The organism is Streptomyces sp. NBC_01750 (assembly GCF_035918095.1).
Lineage (GTDB): Bacteria > Actinomycetota > Actinomycetes > Streptomycetales > Streptomycetaceae > Streptomyces.
On the sequence record NZ_CP109137.1, the window covers coordinates 950,172 to 972,160 of the forward strand.

Sequence of the window (21,989 nt, forward strand, 5' to 3'; positions counted from 1 at the left end):
GCGGCAGCAACGCACGATGCGCCCGCACCCTGTCGTGGGTGCGGGCGCATCGTCGGGTTGAACTAGGCGGGGAGAATGTTCTCCGCCTGCGGGCCCTTCTGGCCCTGCGTGACGTCGAACGTCACCTTCTGGCCCTCCTGGAGCTCACGGAAGCCCGAGGTGGCGATGTTCGAGTAGTGGGCGAAGACGTCCGGGCCTCCACCATCCTGCTCGATGAAGCCGAAGCCCTTTTCCGAGTTGAACCACTTGACGGTTCCGCTGGCCATTTGTCCTCCAAGGGGACTCGTAGTCGGTTCCCGCACCGTGCGGGATCCGGAGGTGATCGCCCTGGCCCTCAGAGACTCTGAACAGCAAAACGCCCGTGAACTCGCGCTCACGGGCGACCGGTACTTCGGAACCATGACAGCTGAACTCGACGCTACACGGACAACCGGCCGTAGGGCCACAACAACGATCAAGTCGTTGCCAGATACCCGCCCCCGAAGGCGGCACAGGTCCCGGTGCGGCGCCCACCGGGACCCGACCGCCGCCGTCGTCCGGGCGCGGTTTATCCCAGTTCGAGACTGGTGACCCCATAGGTGCGCGCCATCCAGGTATCGGGGACGGGGCCGGTGTACATGCGCACGGTCTGGAAGCGGGGTGTGAGGCCGCGGGCCTTGGCGAGCGCGCCGGCGGCATGCTGCGGTTCGGGGATGTCGACAGAGACTTCCTCGTCCGGGCCGAGGTGCGCGACGAGGGTGTCGAAAAGCGCTTCGGCACCCTGCGGAGTGTCGGCGAAGAGCGGGCCGATGCGATGGCCGTCGCGGGCGGGCCGGATCACTCCGTAACCGGCGACCCCGCCGTCGCGCAGATAGACGTACGCGGTGTGGCCGGCGGCGGTCAGCCAGCGGGTGAGGAAGGCGCGCCGTCCGGCCGGGAAGCACTGCCGGTCGTAGGCGGCGATCGCGTCGAGGTGTGCCGGGGTGACGGGCACGGCTCCCGCTGCCGGGATGCCGGACCGCTCGGGGCGGCCGCCGTGGCGGACGGTGTCATTGGCGGCGGTGAACCCGGCGCGTTGGTAGTTGGCGGTCTGGGCGGGTACGGCGTCCAGGCCGATGGTCCGGGTTCCGGCGTGCGGGAATGCGGCCTGCCAGGTGGCCATGCCCAACCCCTGCCGACGGTGGTCGGGATGGACCAGGTAGTAGCCGAGGAAGGCGAACTGCTCCGAGTAGTTGACGATCGAGATCGCCGAGACCGCCCGGGTGCCCAGGCGGCCGATGAAGAACCCGGCGGGATCGGTGGGATGGAACAGGGCCGCATCGTCGCGGCCGGGATTCCACCCTTCCTCGGCGGCCCACTCGACCACCTGATGCCATTCGTCCGGCGAGGCGCCGGTGACGGTGAGTGCGTCGGAGCCCGGGGCGGCGGGAGTCCGGGCCTCGCTGGTGGAGCGCGGCTGAGGGGTTTCGCCGAGGGGGTGCATACCTGCTGTTCGTCCCTTCCGATGGGGCCGGCACGGCCGCCGCGAGCGGCCTGCCGGTGCTGTGACTGGCGCTTACGGGTCAGATCAGGTCCATGGCAGCCACTTCGTCGGGGCTGCCGTAGCTGACGGGCCCGTGGAAGCGCCGGCGGGCAGTGGCGAACCACCACACCGTGGCGATGAGCAGCACCACTCCCAGTGCGATCGGCGCGTAGTTGAACGAGTCCGCGGTGATCGGCGAAACCTGCGGCAGCATGAACAGCAGACTACTGATCACGATCCAGGTCACGGCGATACCGGCGACGGGCTTGCCGTAACGCCCCAGGTTCCACGGGCCGGGCTCGAAGTCGTCCAGCCGCAGCCGGAGGAAGATCGGCACGCCGTAGGCGAGGAAGAGCCCGACGACATTGACGCTCACGATGGCGGTGAAGGCGGTGTGGGACCACCAGCCGGGCAGTACCAGCACCATGGGGCAGACCGCGGCGAGCCATACGGCCTTGACGGGTGTCCGCGTACGGGAGGACACCGAATGCCACCAACGGGAGCCGGGCATCGCCCCGTCGCGGGAGAAGGCGAAGATCTGGCGGGTATTGCTGGTCATGTTGGCCAGACCGCAAAACAGCATGGCGCCGATCACGATCAGCAGGAGCAGCTTGGCCGTGCCCGTGCCGAGCGCGTCGATGAGAACCTGCACCGGCGGCGCCGACGCACTCGCCGTACCGGCATAATCACGGATCGCGTACACCAGAGCGAGCATGAGGATCAGTCCGGTGATCGCCGAGTAGGCGATCGCACGCATAATGCCCTTGGGCGCGTTGACGGTTGCCTTCACCGTCTCTTCGGACATGTGGAAGCTGCCGTCGAAGCCGGTGAACGTCCAGCTCGTGACGAGCAGCCCAAGCATTGCCGCGTACATGCCATTGCTGAAACCGGTGTTATTGACGAAATGGGTCATGAACGACGCCGGCTGGTGGTGCGTCGGTATGACGATCAGCGAGGTGACGATCAGCACCATGCCGATCAGCAGCCACCATACGGAGATCCGGTTCACCAGGGCGACGAGCTGGACCGTGTACGTATTGGCCAGCGCCTGGAGCAGCAGGATCACCGCTGCGATGCCGACCGTTTGCTGCGCGGTCGCCTCGTAGGAGGGCCACTGCATCGCGATGAACGCCTGGATGAAAGTGGCGGCGGCGTAGTTGGTGGCGGCGGTACCGCCCACCTGACCGACGAAGTTCAGCCAGCCCGTGTACCAGGACCAGGCGCCGCGATGACGCTTGGCCAGTTTGCCCGCGGAGAAGTACAACGCGCCGCTGGTCGGGTAGGCGGAGGCGATTTCGCCCATGGCCGCACCGACGAAGAGCACCATGACCGACACGCCGATCCAGCCGAAGATGAGAATCCGCGGCCCACCGGCACCCATTCCGAAACCGAAGGCGGAAAAGATGCCGGAGATGATGTTGATGATCGTGAACGAGATGGCGAAATTGTCGAATGCACGGAATCGGCGGGTAAGCTTCCGCGGATATCCCATGGCATGCAGCGTGGCGTCATCATCGAGAGTGGCAGAGGATTCACCGTGACGGGCTTTCGAGCGAGATGGATACGTGCGCTCGGACACAATCGCAGCCTTTCCGATAGGGCTGATGGGGGGTGATTGCGCTGAAAGGAAATTTTTCATCGTGCACTCTGGAGGTCGGTAAACTCGCCAGAGCGGTTCAGGCGGCATCGGGGATCGGCAGTCCGCATGAGCGTCTCGCCCTGGTGAGCTGCTCCGCGGGTTCGCCGAACGCACTCCAGGGCATTCGAGAGGCATAGGGGCCCATAGCCGTGAAGACTTCCCGAGCCTCGAATTCGCGCTTCGCCATGTACAGCGCGTGCCCCAGGTACGACAGGTCCAGCACCGGAGTGAACCGGTAGCCGGCCACCTGCGGAAACCAGTGGTGGTAGCTTCCCGTCGCCGTGGCGATCCACTGGGACTGCTCCCACGTGCTGTCGGCCAGCAGGGCGGAGGGGTCGTAGTCCTCGACGAGCGCCACCAGCGGGAGCAGCCGAAGGGCCGAGGAGGCAGGCGCCCGGTGACTGAGGAACGAGGCGACGTCCCATCTCGCGCTCGCCGACCCGCCGTGACGGGTGAAGAAGAAGGCCAGGAACCGGTGGTGCGCTTCGCGGTTCCAGGGGTCGAGCCGGAGAATGCGGGAGAACAGATACCAAGGGCCCGTCGGTGCGGTCAGCAGCCCTTGCGGAGCGGGATCGCGGGGGCGGCGAAGCCGGGCCATGGCCAGTTGAGCCACCCACGGGGTCGGGTCCTCGGGCAGCATCCGCGCCGCCCGCTCACACGCCGTCTGTGCGATGCCCACGAGGGTGCCGGCCCGACGGTCACCGGCATCGGCCATGCGTAACGCCCGGAGCATCGCCACGCGCGCCCACAGCAGTGCGGCCTCCGCGCTCGGCTCCTCGGCCAGCCAGCGCTCGGCCAGATCCGAGTCCGCGGCCTCGGAAGCCAGTACCAAAGACCGGTGGGCCCGCACGTCGAAATCGCCACGTGCCTCTTTCAGGATGTCGTGTGCGCCGAGGTACCTGCCGGCCTTCACATCAATGCATGCTCGTGCCAACTGGCGATCGTCGGCCGCCGGATGCCACACGTACTGCCCCTCGAAGGAGCCAGCAGCCACGTTCCCCTCCCGATCCCGCAGTCGGCACCACTCACGACACACATTTCCGGCCACCGCCGAATTCGGCCTGATCCGACAGATCCACCGGCAGCGGTCCACACCCTACTCAAACATCAACTCGACTCGAAACTGGTAGCCCGGAATATCTGGCTTCAATTCGATTGCCTCCGGCATTCAAGACGGATGCCGTCCATGCCGCGTAGGCGCGCTGGCATATGCCTTTCTCCCGGAATCCGCCCGGACACCTATCTATTGATGGCGGCATTCCAGGACGAAGCGACCGCGGACAGGTCGGCTCCGACCACTTCCACGCGGCGCCGGAAAACGATGCGTCCCTGGTGGCGGGCACGTGCAGATGCGAACCCGGCGACCTGCGCCCACTCTGGAGAAGCGGGGGCGACGCGGCGAGGAGGATGACCGATGTCCGTGATGGACAAGATCAAGCACATGCTCAAGGGCCATGAGTCTCAGGCCGACCAGGGCATCGACAAGACGGGCGACTTCATCGACGACAAGACACAGGGCAAGCACCGACGCCAGGTCGACACCGCCCAGGACAGCATGAAGGAGCAGTTCGGCACGGACCGGGACCGGGACAACCCGCCCCAGCCCTGACAAGGTCGAGCCACTCCCGCTCGTTCGTTCGTCTCCGCCGCCCTCGGTACGAGGGCGGCGGAGACAGTCATGACACGGGCAGCAGGCCGGAGCGGGAAAGCGGGCCGATCAGCGATCGGCGGGCTCGGGCACGAGACCGTCCGCGACGAGACCGGCGAGCACCGCCTCGCCCAACGCGCGGACCGCGGACTGCGGACGGACCATCACAGTGAACTCCTTGACCCGGCCCGTCCCGTCGAACTGGAGCAGATCGATGCCGTGGATCTGCATGCCGTTCACGGCGGCCCGGAAGAGCAGGATCTCCGACGGAGCCTCCTCGCCGTCCGTACTGGTCTCGGCCGCGCCGTCGAACTCTCCGATGTAACGGAAGTCCTCGAAGGTGCGCAGCAGGACACCGAAGAGGCCCAGCACCATCTGCCTGCCCTCGAAGGGCGTGAACTTCACCGGGCTGTACAAGCGGACATCCTCGGTGAACAGCTCGTCCAGCGCGGCAAGATCCCGCGTCTCCACGGCCGCGCGGAAACGTTCAGCGGTCCCCATGACTCCTCCTGATCCCGATTCTTCTCATACTCAAGAATCCGACTAGTCAGTTTCTTGAGTATGATGCAGGGACGGGCAAGGAAATGGGAAGGGCTGCTTCGATGGCACTGCGGCACGCCGTACTGGCGGCGCTCCTGGACGGTGAGTACAGCGGATACCAGCTGGCCAAGGCGTTCGACGTCGGCGTCGCGAACTTCTGGCACGCGCTGCCGCAGCAGCTGTACGCCGAACTGGCCAAGCTGGAGAAGGAAGGCCTGGTCGCGGGCCGCCAGGTGGTCCAGGAGACCCGGCCCAACAAGCGGCTGTTCCAGGTCACCGAGGCCGGACTCGCCGAGCTCGAGCAGTTCGCGGCAGCCTCGTCGAAACCCTCGTTCATCCGCGACGACCTGCTGGTCAAGGTCCAGGCCGTGGACCGGGTCACCGCCGGCCCCGTGATCGAACAGCTCGAGGAGCGAGCCACCGTCGCGCAGGCCAAGGTCGAGCTCTTCGGCAAGCTGCTGCGGCAGATGCGCGGCAAGGCGGACGAGGAGGAGTTCCTGCTGCGCGGAGAGCGGATCGGGCCGTACCTGACCTGCCTGCGCGGTCTGGCCTTCGAGGAGGACAACCGGGACTGGTGCATGCGGATCGCGTCCGTTCTGCGGAAGAGACGGAGCACTCATGCCGAGCGGTGAATACCTGCGTTACGTGGCGCTGGGCGACAGTCAGACCGAGGGCCTCGGCGACGGCGACGACACGATCGGCCTGCGGGGCTGGGCCGACCGTCTCGCCGAACACCTCGCGGCCGCCGACCCCCGTCTCCAGTACGCGAATCTGGCCGTACGGGGACGGGTCGCCGCTCAGGTCCGCGCCGAGCAGCTCGGCCCCGCCCTGGACCTGCGGCCCGACCTGGTCACCGTCGTCGCCGGGGTCAACGACCTGCTGCGGCCCCGGTTCGATGCCGCCGAGGTGGCCGGTCATCTGGAGGCGATGTTCGCCGCGTTCACCGCCGCCGGGGCGCACGTGGTGACGCTCACCTTCCCCGACGTGGCGAAGATCGCGCCCCTCGCCCGGCCGGTCAGGTCCCGCGTGTTCGATCTCAACGACCGCATCCGCGCCGCTGCGGTCCGGCACGGGGCCACGGTCGCCGACACCGCCCGGCACGCCGTCGCCACCGATCCGCGGCTGTGGAGCGCCGACCGGCTGCACGCCGGTCCGCTGGGCCACGAGCGGATCGCCGCGGCCGTTGCCCATGCCATCGAGCTGCCCGGAAGCGATGAGACCTGGACACTCCCTCTGCCGCCGCAGCCGCGTCCCACCGGTCGGCAGGCCGTCCGGACCGAACTGCTCTGGGCCACCGCCTTCCTCGGCCCGTGGCTCGGCCGGCGCCTTCGCGGCCGGTCGTCCGGCGACGGCCGCACCGCCAAGCGCCCGCAGCTCCTGCCGGTAAGCCGTGACCAGCACTCATGACGCCGTCGCCGGTACCAAAACCGTGCGGCCAGGGAGCGGCCTGGTTCCGATGACGACAGTGGCGTACAGCTCGTCCGAGGTGACCACCCGCGGGATCAGCCCGTCACGGGCCACGGTCTCGACGGCCTGCGGCGCCTGACGCTCGCTCGTCTCGAACAGCAGATGGCCGCCCGGCGCCAGCCAGAGTGACGCCGCGGCGGTCACCCGCCGCAGGACGTCGAGCCCGTCCGCGCCACCGTCGAGGGCGACCCGCGCCTCATGGACGCGCGCCTCCGCGGGAAGCAGCTCGATCTCTTCGGTGGGCACATAGGGCACGTTGGCGAGCAGGAGCTCGACGCGGCCCCGCAATGTGCCCGGCAGGGGCTCGTAGAGGTCGCCTTCATGGACCTGGCCACCCGCGGCGCCGACATTGCGGCGGGCACACCGCACCGCGGCGGGGTCGATGTCGGACGCGTGCAGCTCGGCCCGGCCCAGACCGGCGACGACCGCCGCGCCCAACGCGCCCGAGCCGCAGCACAGGTCGACAATGACAGCTCCCGGCCCGGCCAGCGTCGCGGCGCTGGCGACGAGGAACTCCGTGCGGCGGCGGGGTACGAAGACGCCGGGGTCCACGGCGACCCGCAGGCCGCAGAACTCCGCCCAGCCGAGGACGTGTTCAAGGGGCAGGCCGACGACGCGCCGCTCCACCATGGCGGCGAGGTGGTCGGAGTTCCGTGCCGCGGAGAGGAGCAACTGCGCCTCGTCCTCGGCGAAGACACAGCCGGCGGCACGAAGCCTGGTGACGATGACGGAAAGAGGAAGAAGTGACGGTGAAACCGACATGCGAACCCTTCGGGATGCCTATGGGCGCTCCCGCGGTCACCTATGCCTGATGGACCGCACAGCCGTGAGATGAGAGCACCCAGCCTGGTACAGCGGTAATGGGTCTCACCTCCTCGGCACGTTTCCTGCTGGAGACGGCAACACTACCCGAGCCGGACCGCGGCACGCAGTTCCGGCCGGCGCTCGGGCGCAAACACGCCCCGCCTCGATACTCTTGTCAATGATGTTCACCGCCCTGGGCCCCACCTTCCGCGAACTGGCCGTGCAGGCACTCTCGTCCACCGAGCACGGCTACGACCTGCTGGCTCCGAAGTTCGACCAGACGCCGTTCCGCACATCGGATCGCCTGCTGGACGCGGTGGTACGCGCCGTCCGGCCGCTCGGGCCGTTCCCGGCCGGACTCGACATCTGCTGCGGCACCGGTGCCGGAGCCGGTGTCCTGCGGCAGCTGTGCGAGAAACAGGTCACCGGCGTCGACTTCAGCGCGGGGATGCTCGCCACCGCCAGGTCCACCCTGCCGGATGTCCCCGGCGCGCCGCCGGTGAACTGGGTGCGGGCCGACGCCCGCGCGCTCCCCTTCCAGCGCGCCTTCGACCTGGCCGTGAGCTTCGGAGCGTTCGGTCACTTCCTGCCCCGGGAACGGCCCACGCTCTTCGCGCAGGTGCACGCGGCGCTGAAGCCCGGCGGCCGGTTCGTCTTTCCCGTTCCGGCACCGCCTCGAGTCGGCTCGAGGCCGTACTGGGCCATGTGGGGCTTCGACGCGGCGATGCGGGTACGGAATCTGCTGTGGCGCCCGCGTTTCATCATGTACTACCGCACGTTCCGGCTGCCGGACGTACTGGACGACCTGGCGCGGGCGGGATTCACCGTGGACGTGCTGCCGCTGCCGGAGATCGGCCGACTGCCGGACGGAAGTCCTCGCTGCGCTGTGGTGGTCGCACGCCGAGCCTGAGCACGGCGGCCCGGCGCCACCCCGGCAGGAGCCCGCGGTCCTGTCCGCCGGGCCGGGCGGCCGGCCCGGCGGATCCCCGTTCCCAGGGGTCTGCTTCAGGCGCCGGAGGGCAGAGACGCCCGCCCCGCTCAGCCGGCGTCCTTGTCGCGTGACTCCCACTGCGTCGTGATGTGCCCGGCCTGCCGGGTGAGCGCGGCCACCAGATCCTGCGCACTGGGTGCGACGGTCGAGCGGAGGATCGCGACGCTGATCTCGCGGGCGAGCGGCGGCCCCTCCAGCGGCCGTACTGCGAGGTCGTCGCGCGGGGCGCCGAGCGCCAGGCGGGGCACCAGCGCCACGCCGGTGCCGGCCGCGACAAAGCCCTGCACCATGGCGTAGTCGTCGGTCCGCATCACATGCACCGGCTCGAAGCCGTGCTGGGCGCAGGCCCAGGACAGGACGCGGTCGCACGGATCACGGGGATCGGCTGCACCGACCCAGTCGTCGTCGCGCAGCTCCTGCAGCGGCACCCGGTCCAGCGCCGCGCATCTGTGGTCATCCGGCATGACCAGCAGCAGCGGGTCGGTCAGCAGCGGGTGCAGTTCGAAGTCCTCGTCCAGGTCCAGCCGGTCACCCGGCTGGGAGAAGACGAGGGCGGCCTGCAATTCACGGGACCTCAGTCCGCGCAGCAGGCTGGGCAGCTCGCCTTCGGCAAGGGAGATATGAACTCCCTTCTGGTTCAAGGCCTTTACGGCAGGTGGCAGCAGCAGCGCACCTGCCGTGGGAAAGGTGCCGATACGCAGCGTGCGGGCGCCGCGCTCGGCCAGACCGCGGACTTCCCATTCGGCGAGCTGCAGTCGCTCGAGGACCGCTTCCGCGTGCGGCAGCAGCGTCTCGCCGAGTTCGGTGAGTACGGCGCCGCGGGGGCCGCGCTGCACCAGTGGAGCGTCGAAGTGGGCCTCGAGGACGGTCAGATGGTGCGTGACGGTGGGCTGTGCGTAGTGCAGCGCACGGGCGGCGCCCGCGAGCGAGCCCTCTTGCGCGATGGCCCTGAGGACCTGGAGGTGACGGAGCTCGAGCATATAGACATTCTATGAAGATACCCAGAGAACTGCAGCATTCCTCTATGAGTCCAGCGCTGGCACGCTGACCGACGTGAACACCAGAACCACAGCAGTACCCGACCTCTCGCCGCCGGTGTCCGCACAGTGCCGCGCTCCGTACGCGGAGGCGCTCAGGACCCACGCCGGACGGGGCTGGCTCCGCCTCAACGTCCCCGGTCACGCCGCCGAGGCCGACAGCTTCGGTCCGCTCGCCACTACCTTCGGGCCCGAGTCGCTGCGCCTCGATTTCCCTCCGCTGCTCGAGGGTCTCGACCTCGGTACGGATACGCCCATGGACGAGGCGCTGGCCCTGGCCGCGCAGGCGTGGGGGGCACGACGCACGTGCTTCCTGACGAACGGCGCTTCGCAGGGCAACCACATCGCGTCCCTGGTGACCCCGGCTCTGGGACGGACCCTCGTGGTCCAGCGCAGCGTGCACTCCAGCGTGATCGACGGTCTGGTGCTGTCCGGGCTGAAGGCCGCCTTCGTCCAGCCGTCCGTCGACACCGAGCAGGGCATCGCCCATGGCGTGACGGCCGAGGATCTCGCCGTGGCCATCGCCCGGCATCCCGATGCCGCGGCCGCCTATGTTGTCTCCCCCAGCTACTTCGGTGCGGTCGCCGACATACGCGCCCTCGCCGACGTGGCTCATGGCGCGGGCATCCCGCTGATCGTCGACGAGGCATGGGGCGCGCATTTCGGATTCCATCCGCGCCTGCCCGGTAACGCGCTCTCGCAGGGCGCCGACCTGGTGACCTCCAGTACGCACAAGCTCGCCGGCAGCCTCACCCAGTCCGCGATGCTGCACCTCGGGCACGGACCGTTCGCGGACGTGCTCGAGCCCTTGATCGACCGGGCGTTCCGGCTGGTGCAGTCCACGAGCTCGAGCGCGCTGCTGCTGGCCTCCCTCGACCTGGCCCGGATGACGCTGATGGCCGGCCGTGACGCCATCGGCGCCTCCGTCGCGGCAGCGGACGAGATACGCGCGGTGGTCCGCTCCGTCGGCCGGTTCGCCGTGGTCAGCGACGGCTTCGGACGGTTCCCCGACATCCTGACGGCCGATCCGCTGCGCATTGCCATCGACACCCGCGCCGGGGGAATCCCGGGCCACGAGGCACGCCGCCGACTGTCGCGCGACCACCGGATCATGGTGGAGGTCGCCACCGACTCGGCGATCGTCGCGGTGGTCGGCGCCGGTTCGGCCCCAGGCACCGACCGGTTCATCGAGGCCCTGCACGCCCTGCCTTCTCCTCTTGGCGGCGCCGGTCCCGGAAGCACCGGTCCCGGAAGCACCCGTCCCGGGAACGCCGGTCCCGGGAACGCCGGTCCCGGGAACGCCGGTCCCGGGAATGCCTACGAACGGCTACGGCTGTCACTGCCGCAGCCCGGACCTTCCCGCCTCACCGCCCGCGAGGCCTTCATGAGCCCCACCCGCGTGGTGCCCGCCGCAAGGGCCGTCGGTCTCATCTCCGCCGACACGCTGGCCGCGTACCCGCCGGGCATCCCCAATGTGCTGCCCGGCGAGGTCATCACCGCCGAGACGGTCCGCTTCCTGCAGCTCACCGCGTCGGCTCCGAGCGGCCATGTACGCGGCGCGGTCGATCCGGGCGTCTCGCGCATGCGCGTCGTCGACCCGTCGCACGCCGCCGACGCCACCGCTGCCGCCCGGGCCGGCTGACACTCCGCCGCGCACCTCTGTCCCCCGCCCTCATCCCTTCACCGATGGAGAACTCGATCATGACTGCACGCATACCGAGCCGCCGTGCGTTCACGGCCGTCGCCGCCGCGTGTTCGGCCGGCCTGCTGCTGAGCGCCTGCGGCAACCAGACCGCCGACGCGGAGAAGGAGAAGGCCGGCGGCAGGAAGAGCAGCGCGCCGCTCTTCGACAAGCTGCCGGCGGACATCCGGCAGGCAGGTGTCATCAAAGTGGGCACGGACGCCCAGTACGCCCCGATGGAGTACGAGGAGGGCGGCCGGATCGTCGGGGTGGACCCCGACATCGCCGCGGAACTGGGCAAGAAGCTCGGCGTGAAGTTCGCGTTCACATCGGGCTCCTTCGAGGGCCTGATCACCGCGCTGAACTCCGGCCGCCACGATGTCGTCATCTCCTCGATGAGCGACACCAAGGCACGTCAGCGGGGCCTGGACGAGAAGGGCAAGAAGGCAGGCAAGGGCGTCGACTTCGTGGACTACTTCGTCGCCGGCACGGCCGTGTACGTCGAGAAGGGCAACCCGCTCGGCATCAAGTCCATCGCGGATCTGTGCGGCAGACCGACCGCCGTACAGCGTGGGACCACCTTCGAGAAGTCTGTGCAGACTCAGTCGAAGGCGTGCGTGAAGGCCGCGAAGCCGGCCATCGAGATCGAGTCCTTCGACACCGATGCGGAGGCCCAGACCCGGGTGAAGTCCGGCGGCGCCGTCGCCGGGGTCAACGACTATCCGGTGGCCCTGGACCTGTCCCGCAAGGCGGACGGCGGCAAGGCGTTCGAGGTCGTGGGCGAGCAGGTCGACGCCGGTCCGTTCGGTATCGCCGTCGACAAGGACAACGCGCAGCTCCGTGACGCTCTGAAGGCAGCGGTTGACGCGATCATCGCGGACGGCACGTACAAAGAGGTCCTCGCGAAATGGGACGCCGCCAGTGGCGCGGTCACCAAGGCGACCGTCAACGCCGGTTCCTGACCACTGCGTTCCACCGAGAGGAAGACATGGTGAGTAAGCCAATTGACCGGACCCCGCAGGAGATCCGGGCGATTCCGGTGCGCCACTGGGGCCGTTGGGTTTCCGGCGTGATCGTGGTGGCGTTGCTGGGCACGCTGGTGTACTCGTTCTCGCAGGGCGACGTCAACTGGGGCACGGTCGGGGACTTCGTCTTCGACGACCGGATCCTGGCGGGCATGGGCCGCACGGTGCTGATCAGCGTGCTGTCGATGCTGATCGGCCTGATTCTGGGCATTGTTTTCGCGGTCATGCGGCTGTCGAAGAACCCGGTGACGGGTGCGGTGTCCTGGCTGTACATCTGGTTCTTCCGCGGCACCCCGGTGTATGTGCAGCTGCTGCTCTGGTTCAACCTCGCGCTGATCTTCCCCGTCCTGAACCTCGGGTTCTACAAGGACGAGATGGTCGACGTCATGACCCCGTTCGTGGTCGCCCTGCTGGGCCTGGGCCTGAACGAGGGCGCCTACATGGCCGAGATCGTCCGGGCCGGCATCCAGTCGGTCGACGAGGGCCAGACCGAGGCTTCGCACGCGCTGGGCATGCCCACCGGCAAGACCATGCGGCGGATCGTGCTCCCACAGGCGATGCGGGTGATCGTGCCGCCGACCGGGAATGAGTTCATCAACCTGCTCAAGACCTCCTCCCTGGTGTCCGCGGTGCAGTACAACGAACTGCTCCGCGCGGCGACGAACATCGGCTCCACGTCGTTCGCGGTCATGGAGATGCTGCTGGTGGCCTCGATCTGGTACCTGGCTCTGACCAGCGTCTTCAGCGTCGGCCAGTACTACGTCGAGCGCTACTACGCCCGCGGATCGCTGCGGCAGCTGCCGCCGACGCCGTGGCAGAAGGTCAAGGCCAATCTGGCGTTCGGCCGTCCGAAGGGAGGCGTCGCATGAGCGCCATGGTGAAGGCCGAGGGCGTCCACAAGTCCTACGGTCCCGCGCACATCCTCAAGGGCATCGATCTTGAGGTCGCCCCGCGTGAGGTGTTCTGCCTGGTCGGCCCGTCCGGTTCCGGCAAGTCCACGTTCCTTCGGTGCATCAATCACCTGGAGCAGATCAACGCCGGCCGGCTCTCGGTCGACGGCCGGCTGGTGGGCTACCGGCAGAAGGGCGACAAGCTCTACGAGCTGAAGGACAGCGAGGTCGCGGCGCAGCGCCGGGACATCGGCATGGTCTTCCAGCGCTTCAACCTGTTCCCGCACATGACCGCTCTGGCGAATGTCATGGAAGCCCCGATCCAGGTCAAGGGCGAGTCGAAGGCCGTGGCCCGGGCCCGCGCGGAGCGGCTGCTGGACCGGGTGGGCCTGTCGGACAAGGCCAGGAACTATCCGTCGCAGCTCTCCGGCGGCCAGCAGCAGCGCGTCGCCATCGCCCGCGCGCTGGCGATGGAACCGAAGCTGATGCTCTTCGACGAGCCCACCTCCGCCCTCGACCCGGAGCTGGTGGGTGACGTCCTGGACGTCATGCGCGGCCTCGCCGAGGACGGCATGACCATGATCGTCGTCACCCACGAGATGGGCTTCGCCCGCGAGGTCGGCGACGCCCTCGTCTTCATGGACGACGGCGTCGTGGTGGAGTCCGGCCACCCCCGCGACGTACTGAACAACCCCCAGCACGACCGCACCAAATCCTTCCTCTCGAAGGTGCTGTGACCGATCCAGGGCACTGCGACCGAGCGGTGCCGCGTCCCTGAACAGGGCCGCCCGGCAGCAGTTCTGCCGGGCGGCCGTTCGCGTCGTGGGTCCGGCCACGGACCGGTAGGCAGTCAGAACTCCACTGTGATGAAGCCGTCTTCCGTCTCCGACGGCGCGAGAACGGTATAACCGAACCTCTCCTTCAGACCGTCCAGGTCCCACAACGCCGCGCGCGAGCGATAGTTGAAGACGATCTCCTTCTCCGAGCCGCCGTGCTTGAGGATCCGCGCCATGGCGGTCTCGTTGGGATGTGCGTGTACGGCGAGTCCGACACGTCGAGGGACACGAGCGTTTCCTCGCCTTCCCGCGCTTCGACGTCCTCTGTCAGCACGGCACCTGACGGCAGCGTCGCCGAGACGACGTAGCGTCCCGCCGTGACCTGGTATCGCTCCGGAGTGACCGAAATCCCGCAGGGGATCAGGATGTTGCGCCGCCCCGCGCCGGTGGCACCGGCCGGGTAGATGTCGCCGACGATGTTGACGCCACCGGCGAGGTCGTCCTCGACGGTGGTGAGGAAGACGCTCACGCCGAGAGTCGCGCTCATGGCTTGACCAGTCCAATGCGACGGAACGGGGGGCGCGCCTCGATCGACTTGGTCCGTACGTCCTGGGCACTGACCTTCGCCTCGACCTCATAGAGCCCGAACGCCAGCTCGAGGGACCACTCGCTGTCCGGGTTCTCGCCGTCGGTGTCGGCCGCCGTGCGTCGTAGGTCCGCGCGGCCCGGCTGACGACAGGTGAATTCGGCGGTGGCGTTGTCGTGGGGCGGGGAGCAGCCGACATAGACCGGGACGATCGGCACCTCACGTAGTTGATGGAGGTCGAAGACGGGCATCTCGCCGACCGTCGGCACCTGGACGCCCGCGATCGCACCGGCGAATTGCGGTTGCTTCATGAAGTGGTCGATCGCCTCGTGCAGGCGGGATGTGATGACGCGCCAGTCACCTTCGGTGTTGTCGCTGCCGGGGCCTGTCAGGCTCTTGAGCAGCGCCTCGGTGAACAGGCTGACCTGGCCAGGACGTGCGTGGGACCGCTCGCCGTCCAGGGTGGCGTAATAGGGAATGTGCAGGCGCCTGACGAAACCCGTCGGACGGGTCCCGGCTGCGAGTGGCACCCGGCCGGCGAAGTTGCCGGCCTGCTCGATGAGAACGTCGGAGTTGGCCCGGCAGGCGTCCACGAAGAACACCTGCTGGCCGGCTCTGCACTTCTTGAGCCCGTTCATCAGCTCCTTGAAGTTCAGTGCGCCGTTGAGCGGGTTGTCCTTGTCTGCGAAGACGTCAGAGGCAAGGAGGGCCATGTCGTCCCCCTGCGAGACACCGTGGCCGCAGAAGTAGAAGATGAGACGGTTGTCGTCATGGCTCTGGCCGCGGGCGTTCCACTCCTTGACCGCCTCGAAGATGTTGTCGATGTTGGCGACCTCGATGTCGTGGGCCGTTCCCGTCCTCGGATTCATGAACGGAACAGGCGCGTCCTCGCTCAGGAGCAGCGCGAGACTGCCCAACGGCTTTTGCGGGCCGTCGTATTCGGCGAGAAGCCACGTCGCGAACGCGCGGGCGGAGAGCGGCGGCGAGGAGAGTTGCCGCATACCGTCCGAGTTGGCCGTGGGCGTCTCGCCGCCTGCGAGGTGCGGATACTTGCCCACCCCGATGACCATCGCGTGGGTGCAGGGAGGGCCGACGTTCTCATCGAGGTGGATCGCGAACCCCGGCCATTCATCCTCCGCTCGCGCCACGGCACCGGCCGTCCACCTGTTCCGCGCGCGCTCCCCGCAGGCTTGCACCGCAGGCCAATTGGGAACATTTCTTCCAATGCATAAGCTGATACGGGAAGCGTCCTGTCCAATCGGCAACGATTTCGGAGACGGTGGCGGCTGAGAACACCACCATCCGCCGGGACGGGACGAGTAGCCGGCTCGAGGCCCAGGGGAACGCCGACGTTCGCCTGCCGGCGCCGAAGACCGCCTCAAGGCGGCTGTGCGTCACGAGCGCTTATGGTCCGGATCGTCGGCGACCCTGCGTACGAAAATCGGATTCCGGAGACGGCGGTCCGGGCGGACGAAGACCGGCAAACCTCTCACCAGGCATCTCTTGTGGACAGCCGACGCAGTCTCACGGTCCGGCCCCCTGGAAAGCAGATCTCCATGCAGAGCACCGTTATCGGCCATCTTGACAACGATGTCAGTCAGTGGTCCAGTCCTGTCTTACCGGGATATCGACGAGGAGGCGGTTCGGCGATGGCGAACGGATCAACATCCATGGCATTCAGGCCCAGTTGGCGTTCCCGTGGCGCTCATGCCGTCGCGATGATGCTGACCCTGCTCACCCCGGCCGACGTCGCCTCCGCGGCCACCAACGACACCTCCGCAGACGAGGCGGACTGCACTCTGCCCGTGCACCCCAAGCCCCGATCGGCGAAGAGCCGGCCGGAAGAGGTGCGCATCCCACAGGTCGTGACACTCGTGGGAGGTCCGTCGACCGACGCCGCCGCGCTCGCCGTGGTCCGGGAAGTGCTGCGCGACGCCGGAGTGGGCACGATCCATCAGGTCGACGACCTCACTTCCGTACGCGGCTCCCGGCTCACCGTCCATGTGGGCGGGCACAAGGAGAACGCCGCCACCGCGTGCGCGCTGCGCGCTCTGGGTGTGCAGGGCTCGGAGACCATGGCTGCCGAAGGGTACGTGCTCGCGGTCGGCCGGGGCCGGGACGGCCGCGACCGGATCGTGTTGAGCGGCGCGGACGCTGCCGGTACGTACTACGCCGCCCGGACGCTGCGTCAGTTGGTGTGCGGCTTACGGCTGCGGGGCATGGTGATCCGCGACTGGCCTTCGCGTCCGAGGCCGCGGCGCTGACTGCCAGGTTCGAGTCGCTGTGGGAGCCGGGCGTACGCAGCTTCGTCCCGGCCTTCGACGACATCGACCACCAGCGGTGGAACCGCGAGGAGGACCGGGCGGCCTTCGGCACGGTCCGGCGGCAGCCGCCGGCGCCCAGGCACATCTGGCCAACGCCGCGCAGAAGGCGTTCACCGCGGCGCATCCCGGAGCTGAGCCGCTGCGGCTGGGGCCGACCGGGTACTGGGGACGCCCGGGATCGACTGCACGCCGCGCATCGCGCAGGATCTCGGTCCCGGGATCGTGGTCCAGTGGACGGCACCGTGACGCGGCGACGGGAGGTGGCGCACGCCGCCGCGCTCACAGGGGCTGGACCGGGCGCCCTCCTTCGGCTGTTCGCTCTACGAATTCGAGGCCTGCCGGCCGCCTGCAACGGCTCGTGACCGAGCCGTTGACATGCTTTGCGCGACCATGACATCTTTCCCGGGCCGATGAGACAACGTTGTCAGAGAGGGGTGCGCCACATGCGACGGTCATCCGGCTGGATTCGTACGAGAGCGGTCCGGATGGTGGTCGCCACCTTGCTGGCCGGTGGTCTGAGCGGACCGGCCACCGCGACCGCCATCGCCGCGCCGGTGCCTTCCCCGGCACCCGCGGCCGACCCGGCCGGTCTGGTCAACCCCTTCGTCGGCACACAGAACTTCGGCAACACCTTCCCCGGTGCGAGCGCCCCCTTCGGCATGGTCCAGGTGAGTCCGGACACCGGCGGCCAGGGCGGCTACGACTACCAGCAGGACAAGATCCACGGCTTCAGCCAGACGCATCTCTCCGGCGTCGGCTGCGGAGTCGCGGGCGAGCTTCCGATCATGCCGACCACCGGGGCGGTCGACCGGGTCGACCCCGACGACTACCGCTCGGCGTATTCGCACGACGACGAGAAGGCCGAGCCCGGCTACTACCGGGTCAACCTGAAGTCCTACGGCATCAATGCCGAGCTGACCGCGACGCGGCGCACCGGCTGGCAGCGCTACACCTTCCCGTCCACCGGCGCCGCCAATGTCCTGTTCAACACCGGCAAGGCCAACCAGAAGGTGTACGACTCCGAGGTGCACGTCATCGGCGACCGCACGGTCGAGGGCCGGGTGCACGCGGGCAACTTCTGCGCCGGCAAGGACGATCACACCGTCTACTTCACCGCCACCTTCGACCGGCCCTTCGAGGCCCGTGGCACCTGGCGCGGTTCGACCCCGGAACCGGGCGGCCGGGACGCTGCCGGCGAAGGCGGCAACGGCGCCTGGGTGACCTTCGACGCGACCGCCGACAAGGACGTCGTGATGAAGGTCGGCCTGTCCTACACCGGAGTCGAAGGCGCCCGGAAGAATCTGGCGGCGGAGACGAACGACTCGTACGACTTCGACGCCACCCGTGCCGCCCTGCACCGCGCTTGGGAGGAGCAGCTCGGCTCCATCGCCATCGGCGGCGGTTCGCGTGACCGGCAGAGCGCCTTCTACACGGCGCTCTATCACGCACAGCTGCACCCGAACCTGGCGGGCGATGTGGACGGCCGCTACACCGGCTTCGACCGCAAGACCCATACGGCCAACGGCTTCACGCCCTACCAGAATCTCTCCCTGTGGGACACCTACCGGCCGCAGAACCAGCTCCTGGAACTCCTTGAGCCCCGCGTCGCCCGCGATGTCGCGCTGTCGGTCGTCGCGATCGGCAAGGACGGCGGCTGGCTGCCGCGCTGGGCGCTCGCCAACAGCGAGACCAACATCATGACCGGTGACCCGGTGACGCCGTTCCTCGTCGAGGCCTGGTCCAAGGGCCTGCTGACCGGCCACGAGGAGGAGGCGTACGCGCTGCTGAAGAAGAACGCCACCAGCACTCCGCCCGCCGATTCCGCGTACAACGGCCGCTCGGGTGTGGACTTCTACCGCGAGCGCGGCTATATCCCCTCGGGTCTCGGCCTCGGCAAGGACTGCGCGGACAAGGGCGGCGACAACGACTGCAACCACCCCGCATCGGCCACCCTCGAGTACGCGGCCGCCGATGCCTCGCTCGCCCTGATGGCCGGCGGGCTGGGTCACCGGGCCGACGCCGGGATGTTCGCCGCGCGCGGCCGGTGGTACCGCAACCTGTGGGACTCCTCCGTCGGCCAGTTCCGTCCGCGCACCGCGCAGGGCACCTGGGTGACGCCGTACGACCCGGTCGAGGCGGGCCACCAGTTCCACGAGGGCGGCGCGTACCAGTACCAGTGGCTGGTGCCTCAGGACCCGGCCGGTCTTGTCTCGCTGATGGGCGGCAGGAAGGCCACCGAGAAGCGGCTCGACGAGTTCTTCGTCCACGACAAGCTGCTCACCGACCCGGCGGGCACCGCGCGCAAGGACTGGATCTCGCAGCCGTACGACTACTACGGCAAGCCCACGTACAACCCCAACAACGAGCCCGATCTGCACGCCCCGTACATGTACCTGTGGGCGGGCGCGCCCGCGAAGACGGCGACTGTCACACGGGCGGCGATGACGCTCTTCACCAACGGCCCGGACGGCATGACCGGCAACGACGATCTGGGCACGATGTCGGCCTGGTACGTCTTCTCGTCGCTCGGTCTGTACCCGACGATGAGCGGCGCCGACTTCCTTGCGCTCTCCAGCCCGCAGTTCGAGTCGGCGACCATCAGGATCGGACAGTACGGCCGGGGGCAGGGCGGCACGCTGACACTCACGGCCCCCGGCGCGAGCGACGACCGGAGGTACGTCCAGAAGGTGGCCCTGAACGGCAAGGACATCCGCACCACCTGGCTGGGCTGGGACGCGATCGCGCACGGCGGGCGGCTGACCCACCAGTTGGGCACAGAACCGTCCGCGTGGGGCACGGGCCGCCACGCCGAACCCCCGTCGGTCGGCGGAGCGGCGGCCGCCGACGGGCGCCGGCACCTCGACGCTTCACTGCGGGCCGCCTCGGACGCCGTACCGACGAGCGACACCGGGCAGACCGCGCATCTCGCGGTGGACGTACTGGCCCAGTCGCCGGGCGATGTACGCCTGTCCCTGGCGGCGAAGGCGCCCTCCGGCTGGGCCGTGAAAGCGCCTTCACAGCTGACGGTGAAGTCCCGCACTCTGCCGGTGCAGACGACGGTCCCGCTCGCGGTCACAGTGCCGCCCGCGACCGCGGTCGGCTCGTACCCGGTCCGGATCACGGTCGCGGCGCAGGGCATCCCGGCGGTCGTCCGCACGGCCACCGTCGAGGTGCGGCCGGCGGCGAGCTGCGCCGGCGCCGGGAACGAACAGTGTGCCGTGGACCTGACCGGTGCCATGAACCACGACGGGACGGCCACGAAGGACCGGTCGGGCGAGGGCGACTTCGACGGTCTCGGCTGGAGTTACGACGCCGGCCTGCTGCCGAAGGCGGGCCCGGTCAGCTGGAACGGCGTGCCGTACCAGGCGCCCGACCCGACGGGGACCACGCCGAACTTCGTCGAGGCACGCGGCCAGGGGCTGCTGCTGCCCGCCGGCGTCCGCTCCGCACTGCACCTGGTCGCCTCATCCCACAACGGTCCTGTGGCCACCACACTGACCGTTCGATACACGGACGGCAGCACCGCGGACGTGCCGGTCACCATCGGCGACTGGGCCGGGTGGACGCCGTCCGGCAGCACTGTCGTCCTCGACATGCCGCACCGCATCAAGGATGGCCCGGGCGTCGACGGCCCGTCGGTACGGCTGTTCGGTGACACAGCACCGCTGGACGGCGCGAAGACACTGCGCTCGGTGACGCTGCCGGACGACTCACGGGTCGAGGTGTACGCGATCACGCTGACCTGACCGATCCCAACTCGCGTTGCACATAGTGCAATCATAGTTGCAGCACTTGCGTGTGAGGACGATAGGCGCCACTGTGTCTGCCACATCCGTAGCAGCCGACCCCACCCGAGGTGCATCGCATGAGCAGCACGGCAGGACGGACCGGGACAGAGGCAGTCGGCGGCACCAGCCGCCGCCGGTTCATCGGCGCCGTCGCGACCGCCGCGGCGAGCGTCGCCGTGGGCCCGGCGGCCGGCCCTGCGCTGCCCGCCGCGGCGGAGGCACGCCCCCGTGGAACGCGCCCGCTGTTCCTGGGCGCGTACACCTCGGTCGCGGGCGGCGGCAGCGGTATCGGCCTCGCCACGTACGACGACGTGACGGGTCGGATCACCGCCACCGGAACGCTCTCCGGCGTCAGTGATCCCTCCTTCCTCGCCGTTCACCCCTCCCGCCGCACCCTGTACACCGTGAACGAGCAGCAGGAGGGCGGTGTGACGGCCGTCAGGCTGTCCCCCGACGGTCACCACCATGTGCTGGGCACTCGCCCAACCGGTGGCGCGGGCCCCTGCCATCTCTCCGTGCACCCCAGCGGGCACTGGCTGCTCAGCGCCAACTACCTCTCCGGCAGCGTGGCCGTGCACCCGATCGACGCCTCCGGCGCACTCGGCGCACGTACGGCCCTCGTCACTCATTCCACGCCGCCGCCCGGCCCCGGCCAGGATGGACCGCACGCCCACCAGATCGTCACCAGCCCGGACGGCGCTCACGTACTCGCCGTCGACCTGGGCAATGACACGGTCTACACCTATCGGCTCGACACCTCGCGAGGCTCGCTCACCCGGGTCTCGTACGCGAGCCTCAGGCCGGGTGCGGGCCCCCGGCATCTCACCTTCCACCCCGCCGGCCGGTTCGCCTACCTGGCCAACGAGGTGGACAACACCGTCGTCGTCTGCGCCTACGACCCCGCCACCGGACGGCTCACGCCGGGCGCTCCTGCGCCGACCGGCGCCGGGCCCGGCACAAGCTATCCGGCGCAGCTGGTCGTGACCGGCGACGGCCGGTACGCCTTCCTCGCCAATCGCGGCCACAACAGCCTGACCCGCTACGCGATCGAGGGCGGCGGGTCCCGGCTGCGGCTGCTGGGGACGGTACCGGTGGGCGGCGACTTCCCCCGGCACATCGCCCTGTCCCCCAGCGAGAACCTGCTCTTCGCCGCGAACCAGCGGTCCAGCTCGGTCAGCGTCTTCCAGGTGGATCACTGCGGTGGTGAACTACGGCCCGTGGGAAGCCCGTTCAGCTCCCCGGTTGCCGTCTGCGCACTGCCGCTCGAGCTGTATTGACCCGCGGCGCTGTTC

Annotated in this window: 20 protein-coding genes; 11 read left to right on the top strand and 9 right to left on the bottom strand. The window is 68.9% G+C overall.

The window, feature by feature from the left end; genetic code table 11:
* Positions 1-62 precede the first annotated feature (62 nt).
* The 4 genes from OG966_RS04150 to OG966_RS04165 form a co-directional block, all read right to left on the bottom strand.
* The gene (locus OG966_RS04150; RefSeq protein ID WP_326647991.1) at positions 63-266 is read right to left on the bottom strand and encodes a cold-shock protein; all 204 of its coding nucleotides are present in this window, start codon (positions 264-266) and stop codon (positions 63-65) included.
* A gap of 281 nt (positions 267-547) precedes the next feature.
* Positions 548-1,462: a GNAT family N-acetyltransferase gene (locus OG966_RS04155; protein ID WP_326647992.1), complete on the bottom strand. Its 915-nt coding sequence runs from the start codon at positions 1,460-1,462 to the stop codon at positions 548-550.
* A 79-nt stretch (positions 1,463-1,541) separates the two neighbouring features.
* Positions 1,542-2,993, bottom strand: a complete 1,452-nt coding sequence (locus OG966_RS04160; RefSeq protein ID WP_326655078.1) for an amino acid permease — start codon at positions 2,991-2,993, stop codon at positions 1,542-1,544.
* A gap of 184 nt (positions 2,994-3,177) precedes the next feature.
* Positions 3,178-4,134 carry a hypothetical protein gene (locus tag OG966_RS04165; RefSeq protein ID WP_326647994.1) on the bottom strand — a complete coding sequence of 319 codons (957 nt, stop codon included), beginning with the start codon at positions 4,132-4,134 and terminating at the stop codon, positions 3,178-3,180.
* A 420-nt stretch (positions 4,135-4,554) separates the two neighbouring features.
* Here OG966_RS04165 and OG966_RS04170 point away from each other — a divergent pair, with 420 nt between their 5' ends.
* Complete coding sequence (locus OG966_RS04170; RefSeq protein WP_326647995.1) at positions 4,555-4,749, top strand: antitoxin; 195 nt, start codon at positions 4,555-4,557, stop codon at positions 4,747-4,749.
* Positions 4,750-4,857: 108 nt separating this feature from the next.
* On the opposite strand, the gene OG966_RS04175 is transcribed toward OG966_RS04170, so the two are convergent.
* Positions 4,858-5,289, bottom strand: a complete 432-nt coding sequence (locus OG966_RS04175) for a nuclear transport factor 2 family protein (RefSeq protein WP_326647996.1) — start codon at positions 5,287-5,289, stop codon at positions 4,858-4,860.
* 101 nt (positions 5,290-5,390) lie between these two features.
* On the opposite strand from OG966_RS04175, the gene OG966_RS04180 reads away from it, so the two are divergent.
* Both OG966_RS04180 and OG966_RS04185 read left to right on the top strand, forming a co-directional pair.
* The gene (locus tag OG966_RS04180; protein ID WP_326647997.1) at positions 5,391-5,960 is read left to right on the top strand and encodes a PadR family transcriptional regulator; all 570 of its coding nucleotides are present in this window, start codon (positions 5,391-5,393) and stop codon (positions 5,958-5,960) included.
* Complete coding sequence (locus tag OG966_RS04185; protein ID WP_326647998.1) at positions 5,947-6,735, top strand: SGNH/GDSL hydrolase family protein; 789 nt, start codon at positions 5,947-5,949, stop codon at positions 6,733-6,735. The genes OG966_RS04180 and OG966_RS04185 overlap by 14 nt, the downstream gene beginning before the upstream one ends.
* Here the strand turns inward: OG966_RS04185 and OG966_RS04190 are convergent.
* Positions 6,730-7,557: a putative protein N(5)-glutamine methyltransferase gene (locus OG966_RS04190; protein WP_326647999.1), complete on the bottom strand. Its 828-nt coding sequence runs from the start codon at positions 7,555-7,557 to the stop codon at positions 6,730-6,732. The genes OG966_RS04185 and OG966_RS04190 overlap by 6 nt on opposite strands.
* A gap of 223 nt (positions 7,558-7,780) precedes the next feature.
* Here OG966_RS04190 and OG966_RS04195 point away from each other — a divergent pair, with 223 nt between their 5' ends.
* Complete coding sequence (locus tag OG966_RS04195; protein ID WP_326655079.1) at positions 7,781-8,509, top strand: class I SAM-dependent methyltransferase; 729 nt, start codon at positions 7,781-7,783, stop codon at positions 8,507-8,509.
* A 128-nt stretch (positions 8,510-8,637) separates the two neighbouring features.
* On the opposite strand, the gene OG966_RS04200 is transcribed toward OG966_RS04195, so the two are convergent.
* Positions 8,638-9,570 (bottom strand): LysR family transcriptional regulator, encoded by a 933-nt coding sequence (locus OG966_RS04200; RefSeq protein WP_326648000.1) that lies wholly within the window; start codon positions 9,568-9,570, stop codon positions 8,638-8,640.
* A 73-nt stretch (positions 9,571-9,643) separates the two neighbouring features.
* Here OG966_RS04200 and OG966_RS04205 point away from each other — a divergent pair, with 73 nt between their 5' ends.
* Genes OG966_RS04205 through OG966_RS04220 form a run of 4 tightly spaced genes read left to right on the top strand, consistent with a single transcriptional unit; the run spans position 9,644 to position 13,960 of the window.
* Positions 9,644-11,269: an aminotransferase class I/II-fold pyridoxal phosphate-dependent enzyme gene (locus OG966_RS04205; protein WP_326648001.1), complete on the top strand. Its 1,626-nt coding sequence runs from the start codon at positions 9,644-9,646 to the stop codon at positions 11,267-11,269.
* 59 nt (positions 11,270-11,328) lie between these two features.
* Positions 11,329-12,270, top strand: a complete 942-nt coding sequence (locus OG966_RS04210; protein ID WP_326648002.1) for an ABC transporter substrate-binding protein — start codon at positions 11,329-11,331, stop codon at positions 12,268-12,270.
* 26 nt (positions 12,271-12,296) lie between these two features.
* On the top strand, positions 12,297-13,202 hold the full coding sequence (locus OG966_RS04215) for an amino acid ABC transporter permease (protein WP_406733035.1): 906 nt from the start codon (positions 12,297-12,299) through the stop codon (positions 13,200-13,202).
* Between the two features lie 5 nt (positions 13,203-13,207).
* Positions 13,208-13,960 carry an amino acid ABC transporter ATP-binding protein gene (locus OG966_RS04220; RefSeq protein ID WP_406733751.1) on the top strand — a complete coding sequence of 251 codons (753 nt, stop codon included), beginning with the start codon at positions 13,208-13,210 and terminating at the stop codon, positions 13,958-13,960.
* A gap of 113 nt (positions 13,961-14,073) precedes the next feature.
* Here OG966_RS04220 and OG966_RS04225 read toward each other — a convergent pair whose 3' ends face one another.
* On the bottom strand, positions 14,074-14,235 hold the full coding sequence (locus tag OG966_RS04225; RefSeq protein ID WP_326648005.1) for a hypothetical protein: 162 nt from the start codon (positions 14,233-14,235) through the stop codon (positions 14,074-14,076).
* A gap of 307 nt (positions 14,236-14,542) precedes the next feature.
* Positions 14,543-15,733 (bottom strand): caspase family protein, encoded by a 1,191-nt coding sequence (locus OG966_RS04230; protein ID WP_326648006.1) that lies wholly within the window; start codon positions 15,731-15,733, stop codon positions 14,543-14,545.
* A 522-nt stretch (positions 15,734-16,255) separates the two neighbouring features.
* On the opposite strand from OG966_RS04230, the gene OG966_RS04235 reads away from it, so the two are divergent.
* From OG966_RS04235 to OG966_RS04245, 3 genes are all read left to right on the top strand, one after another.
* Entirely contained in the window at positions 16,256-16,849 is a 594-nt protein-coding gene (locus OG966_RS04235; RefSeq protein WP_326648007.1) for a glycoside hydrolase family 20 zincin-like fold domain-containing protein, read from the top strand.
* Between the two features lie 503 nt (positions 16,850-17,352).
* Positions 17,353-20,655 carry a GH92 family glycosyl hydrolase gene (locus OG966_RS04240; protein ID WP_326648008.1) on the top strand — a complete coding sequence of 1,101 codons (3,303 nt, stop codon included), beginning with the start codon at positions 17,353-17,355 and terminating at the stop codon, positions 20,653-20,655.
* Between the two features lie 119 nt (positions 20,656-20,774).
* Positions 20,775-21,974: a lactonase family protein gene (locus tag OG966_RS04245; RefSeq protein WP_326648010.1), complete on the top strand. Its 1,200-nt coding sequence runs from the start codon at positions 20,775-20,777 to the stop codon at positions 21,972-21,974.
* Positions 21,975-21,989 lie beyond the last annotated feature (15 nt).

What these genes read in the sequence shown, in the direction of transcription:
- OG966_RS04150 (WP_326647991.1), bottom strand. Translation starts at nt 266, where the DNA reads ATGGCCAGCGGAACCGTCAAGTGGTTCAACTCGGAAAAGGGCTTCGGC.
- OG966_RS04155 (WP_326647992.1), bottom strand. Translation starts at nt 1,462, where the DNA reads ATGCACCCCCTCGGCGAAACCCCTCAGCCGCGCTCCACCAGCGAGGCC.
- OG966_RS04160 (WP_326655078.1), bottom strand. Translation starts at nt 2,993, where the DNA reads ATGGGATATCCGCGGAAGCTTACCCGCCGATTCCGTGCATTCGACAAT.
- OG966_RS04170 (WP_326647995.1), top strand. Translation starts at nt 4,555, where the DNA reads ATGTCCGTGATGGACAAGATCAAGCACATGCTCAAGGGCCATGAGTCT.
- OG966_RS04175 (WP_326647996.1), bottom strand. Translation starts at nt 5,289, where the DNA reads ATGGGGACCGCTGAACGTTTCCGCGCGGCCGTGGAGACGCGGGATCTT.
- OG966_RS04180 (WP_326647997.1), top strand. Translation starts at nt 5,391, where the DNA reads ATGGCACTGCGGCACGCCGTACTGGCGGCGCTCCTGGACGGTGAGTAC.
- OG966_RS04185 (WP_326647998.1), top strand. Translation starts at nt 5,947, where the DNA reads ATGCCGAGCGGTGAATACCTGCGTTACGTGGCGCTGGGCGACAGTCAG.
- OG966_RS04190 (WP_326647999.1), bottom strand. Translation starts at nt 7,557, where the DNA reads ATGTCGGTTTCACCGTCACTTCTTCCTCTTTCCGTCATCGTCACCAGG.
- OG966_RS04195 (WP_326655079.1), top strand. Translation starts at nt 7,781, where the DNA reads ATGTTCACCGCCCTGGGCCCCACCTTCCGCGAACTGGCCGTGCAGGCA.
- OG966_RS04200 (WP_326648000.1), bottom strand. Translation starts at nt 9,570, where the DNA reads ATGCTCGAGCTCCGTCACCTCCAGGTCCTCAGGGCCATCGCGCAAGAG.
- OG966_RS04210 (WP_326648002.1), top strand. Translation starts at nt 11,329, where the DNA reads ATGACTGCACGCATACCGAGCCGCCGTGCGTTCACGGCCGTCGCCGCC.
- OG966_RS04215 (WP_406733035.1), top strand. Translation starts at nt 12,297, where the DNA reads ATGGTGAGTAAGCCAATTGACCGGACCCCGCAGGAGATCCGGGCGATT.
- OG966_RS04220 (WP_406733751.1), top strand. Translation starts at nt 13,208, where the DNA reads ATGGTGAAGGCCGAGGGCGTCCACAAGTCCTACGGTCCCGCGCACATC.
- OG966_RS04225 (WP_326648005.1), bottom strand. Translation starts at nt 14,235, where the DNA reads ATGGCGCGGATCCTCAAGCACGGCGGCTCGGAGAAGGAGATCGTCTTC.
- OG966_RS04235 (WP_326648007.1), top strand. Translation starts at nt 16,256, where the DNA reads ATGGCATTCAGGCCCAGTTGGCGTTCCCGTGGCGCTCATGCCGTCGCG.
- OG966_RS04240 (WP_326648008.1), top strand. Translation starts at nt 17,353, where the DNA reads ATGCGACGGTCATCCGGCTGGATTCGTACGAGAGCGGTCCGGATGGTG.
- OG966_RS04245 (WP_326648010.1), top strand. Translation starts at nt 20,775, where the DNA reads ATGAGCAGCACGGCAGGACGGACCGGGACAGAGGCAGTCGGCGGCACC.